Source organism: Streptodolium elevatio (assembly GCF_040649515.1).
In the GTDB taxonomy this organism is placed as follows: domain Bacteria; phylum Actinomycetota; class Actinomycetes; order Streptomycetales; family Streptomycetaceae; genus Yinghuangia; species Yinghuangia elevatio.
The window spans coordinates 1-4,218 of sequence record NZ_JBEZFP010000254.1 but is presented as its reverse complement, the minus strand read 5'-3'; the positions used below and the strand labels follow the sequence as shown (position 1 = coordinate 4,218).

4 protein-coding genes and 1 pseudogene are annotated in these 4,218 nt (G+C 66.5%); 2 read left to right on the top strand and 3 right to left on the bottom strand.

Annotated features, from left to right (window positions below; all coding sequences use genetic code 11):
• A pseudogene (locus AB0C36_RS43345) lies at positions 1 to 315 on the bottom strand (transposase family protein); the annotation flags it as partial.
• Positions 316 to 698: 383 nt separating this feature from the next.
• Between AB0C36_RS43345 and AB0C36_RS42590 the strand changes: the two are divergent.
• The gene (locus AB0C36_RS42590) at positions 699 to 1,223 is read left to right on the top strand and encodes a SigE family RNA polymerase sigma factor (RefSeq protein ID WP_358365042.1); all 525 of its coding nucleotides are present in this window, start codon (positions 699 to 701) and stop codon (positions 1,221 to 1,223) included.
• Positions 1,220 to 1,825, top strand: a complete 606-nt coding sequence (locus tag AB0C36_RS42585; RefSeq protein ID WP_358365039.1) for a hypothetical protein — start codon at positions 1,220 to 1,222, stop codon at positions 1,823 to 1,825. The genes AB0C36_RS42590 and AB0C36_RS42585 overlap by 4 nt, the downstream gene beginning before the upstream one ends.
• Positions 1,826 to 1,875: 50 nt before the next feature.
• Here AB0C36_RS42585 and AB0C36_RS42580 read toward each other — a convergent pair whose 3' ends face one another.
• Positions 1,876 to 3,057 (bottom strand): hypothetical protein, encoded by a 1,182-nt coding sequence (locus AB0C36_RS42580; protein WP_358365037.1) that lies wholly within the window; start codon positions 3,055 to 3,057, stop codon positions 1,876 to 1,878.
• Positions 3,058 to 3,470: 413 nt separating this feature from the next.
• Entirely contained in the window at positions 3,471 to 3,671 is a 201-nt protein-coding gene (locus AB0C36_RS42575; RefSeq protein WP_358365034.1) for a hypothetical protein, read from the bottom strand.
• Positions 3,672 to 4,218: the final 547 nt, after the last annotated feature.

Sequence of the window (4,218 nt, the reverse complement as noted above, 5' to 3'; positions counted from 1 at the left end):
GCCCGCCGAGAGCCCGACGACGAGCGGCAGCCCGGCGCGATCGGACAGGACGTGCAGCCTGGAACCAGGCTTCGCTCGGTCGACGGGACTCGGGCCGGTGAGTTCGCCCCCTTTTTCGCGCGAACGTGCGCGGTGTCGACAAGGACCCGGGACAAGTCCACCAGTCCGCTGTCCGCCAGGAGTTCGCGCAACCTACGGTGCAGCCGACCTTTATAGCCCCGCATCGGACCAGATGGTGAAGCGCCGATGCACCGTGGACTTCGACGCCCCGAAGCACGGCGGCAGATGCCGCGACGCGCACCCGGTCGTCAGCACCTCGCCGTCGGACTCGGCGTCCCACTGCGGCCATCCCCAGGGGGCGCGGAAGGCGATGTCGAGGGCGTCGTGGGTCATTTCCTGGGTCTGGGGCGGAAGCTCGGCGGGGGTCTCGGTGGCGTACTGGAGAGGTAGACCGGCCACGCCTTGCGGGCGCCGATGACGATTCGAGGGTGACGGCGTCGGCGTCGTCCAGACCCTGGTCGATGAACTCGTCGACGGCGAGGCGCCCGCAACCTACGCCGATCTCGCCCAACCGCAGGACGGAACCGTCGCGGAACGAGGTGGTCGGGCTCCGCGGTCCCAGGGCTGTGCATCCAGGGACTCGTGACAACCTTTTGATCGCACCAAGTCGTTTGTACTCCTGACGATCAGGGGGACCTATGGGCGATCCACCGGGGTTTCACGAGTACGCGAGCGCCAACCGCGATCGGCTCGTGCGTTTTGGGTGGCTGCTGACCGGTGACCGACAGAGTGCGGAAGACCTTGTCCAGACAGCGTTGGAGCGCGTCTGGTTGCGGTGGGGGCGCGTGTCCAGGGGCGCCAACGTGGACGCATACGTCCACAAGGTGATGACGACAACCCACCTCACGTGGCGTCGGCGGCTGTGGCATCGGGAGCAGCCGACGGATCTGGCACGGGACGAGCGCGCCGTGAGCTTGGTCGATAACCCCGACGCTCTGGCGGTGTGGGACGAGCGCGACGCGCTCTTGCGGGTTCTGGAGACGTTGCCGCCGCGGCAGCGTGCCGTCATCGTGCTCCGGTACTTCCTGGACCTGACAGAGGTCGACTGCGCGGAGGCGCTCTCATGCTCGGTGGGAACGGTCAAGAGCCAGACGTCGAAAGCCCTTCGCGCGCTGCGCGCGTCCAACGCCATGGTGATGCACGAGGGAGGCGGGCAACGATGAGCGATGAGCACGAGGTGGTGATGCTGCGGCGGCAACTCTCAGCAGCCACGCAGGGGATCGTTGCGTCACCGACGCTGCCGGAACGGGCGGCCGTGGCGGCGCGCTCTCGTCGACGCCGTGTGCGTCTCGCGGGTGCGGGGTTCGCTGTGCTGGCCGTGACCGCGGTCGCGGTCGGTGCCGCCGCGCTTCCGTTTGATCGCAGCGCGGACTCCGGACCGGCGACCGAGGTGAGGGATTGCCCTGCCGAGGTCCCCATGGCCAGTAACCCCGGTCTGTCCGAGGAGGCGATGCTGCCTGCCCGGCCCGGCGGGGTTCTAGCTTGTCGGTACGTTCTCAACCTCGAGCAGGCGGTGCCTTCGCACGTGCTCGCGGGCTTTCGCGTGTTGGACGGCCAGGACGCTGCTGCGGAGGCGACGGCGATCAACAGCGGGTCCGTCCTGGAACGGCCTCGGCGGTGTCCCCAGGAGCCGGTCGTCGAGGTGCTGTTCTTCCGGAACGCTGCCGGCCATGAGGCGGTCGTCGTCAAGGCAGGTTGCGCGGGGACCACGGATGGGCGGCGGGTCGTGGACCCGTCGCCGCTGAGGTGGCTGGTGCAGCCGTGACGCCCTGGGGGCTGCCAGCCGCAGTAGCGGCTGGCAGCCCCCAGGGATTGTCAGGACAGTGTTGTGAAGGTTCCGAGTTGGGTTGGTGTCTCCTTGCCGGTGGTGACACCCCAGTCCAGAATCGAGCCGTTGTTCGCATCGATCGTCAGTGTGAGGGTGTCGCCGGTCGGTGTCGGCTGGCCCGCCGGGACTTTCGCGCGGTGCGCGGTGAAGCTGCCCGACATCTCGATGACGTAGGCGGTCTGGTCGCTGTTGACGGTGGCTCCCGAAACAGCGGTGGCTGCGGTTTGGCGTGTTGTTTCCACGACCTTGACGTCCTTGGGGTCACTGACGCCGTTGCTCGCGGCGAACTGCCGGGCGATCGCCAGTAGGTCCGCTTTGTTCGGCGCCTTCCCTGTGGGCACCAAGGCGTCAGGAGAGGGCTGTTCCACCGGCCGACCCGACGCGGGCCGCTCCGGCGCCCCACCCGTTTGCAACTGCGGCTTTTTCGCACGGGCCGACGAGGCGGAGTTTTCGGCGGCAGCGGCTGAACTCGGGCAGGGCGTTTTCGTGTTCACGTACGGTATGCCGAAAAAGCTGCCGGTGTTGAACAGTGCCGGGTCGTTGTTCTGGGGCCAGTCATAGGCCCAGTGCCAGTTCCAGTTCGGGTCGGCGTACTGCATGTACCTTGCGAAACCTTGTCCGACTACGTTCGACGACGTCGATTCCATGCCGGACTGAGCACCGCCGGCCCAGTCGCCGACACCCAGCGACGCGCCGATCCAGTTGCCGTTGAGATAGACGTCCCAGTTGCCGTTCCCGCGCCAGTAGAAGCTGAAGTTGACCCATGTGTTGACGGATGCCCAGCCTGCCATGTGCTCGTGATAGTTCCAGTTCCAGTTGTCGCGTGAATCCGCCCAGTAGTACTGGAATCCGCTGTAGTTGACCCCGCCGGAGTCGACGACCGTGCCCGCCGTGTACCCGGCTTCCAGCCAGGTCAGGTAGGTGGGATTGGAGATGTTGCTCCTGGTCAGCATCCACATCTCATGGTTGATGAAGTCGTCCCAGGTGGGCGTGTGCAGGCAGCTGATGAACAGTTCGGTGCCTACGGCATTGGTCCACGCGTTGAATGAGTTGTTCCCGGCTCCGTAACCCTGTGCATATGCATAGCAATGCCTGTAGGCGCCGTAGCAGCCTTGAATGGCGTTGGCTGGAGCCGGTGAGGTCAGTGCTGCCCCGACGGCTATGGCCATGGCGCCCAGTGCCGCAGTGACTCGGCCTCGCGTTCTGATCTTCATTGGATCCCCCGATCCCCAGAAGTCGAACAAGTGATCGGCACCCTAGAGGTCCTGGCTTCAAATGACCATGGCACGGCAACGAATAATTTCACCCCGTCGATATTTCGTGACCAGGGCTGCCATTCCATGCCATATCGCTAGTTGTCCTAAAGACGATCATCGGGCGATGGGTGTCCGCTGAATGCTTTCTGCATCGCTCAAGCGGTGCAGAGGTGTGACCGTTTTCGCTCCGCCCAGGCGTGCGTCGCTCGTCGTGTGGGAGGCGCGCAGTGACGGTCGGACTAGACGGCGTACCGGGCGACCTCGCCGAGGCCGTCGGGACGCACCGCTCGCCGCCGCAGACCGCCCGATGTGGGCAAGCAGCTCGTTCAGAACGATGCGTCGAAGAAATCGATGTCCAGCAATGCGATTTCCAGGCCCTGGGCTCGGTTTCCGCCGTCTTTGAAATAAACTTCCGGAAGCCCTTCGGCGACGATGCGGCGAATCTGTTGGTCGCTGGCACCAGCGTCCTGAGCCTGGAAGAGTCGCGCTACGTAGTCACGCGGCAGATGCTGGGTCAGTCGACGCATCTGGGGGGGTCGTCGGTGGATCCCGCGGCGGACGCGTAACCAAACCGGGCGCGCAGCTCGATCGTGAGGCCGCCCGCGGCGGCGGACGCGCTTGCGCACCCGCGACTGCCAGGCCTTCCACACCATGCGCTCCAGGGCCTCCAAGCGCGGTGCCTCGGGACGACGTGAAGGCCGATCTGTACGCGGCGATCCGGCGTGACTGCCGCGCGGGAGCGACGAAGCGCGCCGTGATGCGCCGCTACAACGTCGGGTACGCGACGGTCGCGAAGGCTCCGGAGCCGACGTGGCCGGAGCCGCGGAGGGGCATGCCGGGCCTGGGGCGTGAGGGGTGTGCAAGATCCCCCAGACGCGCCCTGGTTCCGTGACTCCGCACGGCGGCCGTGCCGAAGCGGCTAAGTTCCCAGCAGTGGCTGGGCACGCAGAGGTGCGGGTGGCAGGGGGAGCAGTGGCAAGCAGGGGCACTACCGGCCTAGCGGGGGTCGTCGGCTTCCGATCTGTCGACGTCGACCTTCTCGCCGGCCTTGCGCGGGTTCACGCCGCCGACGAT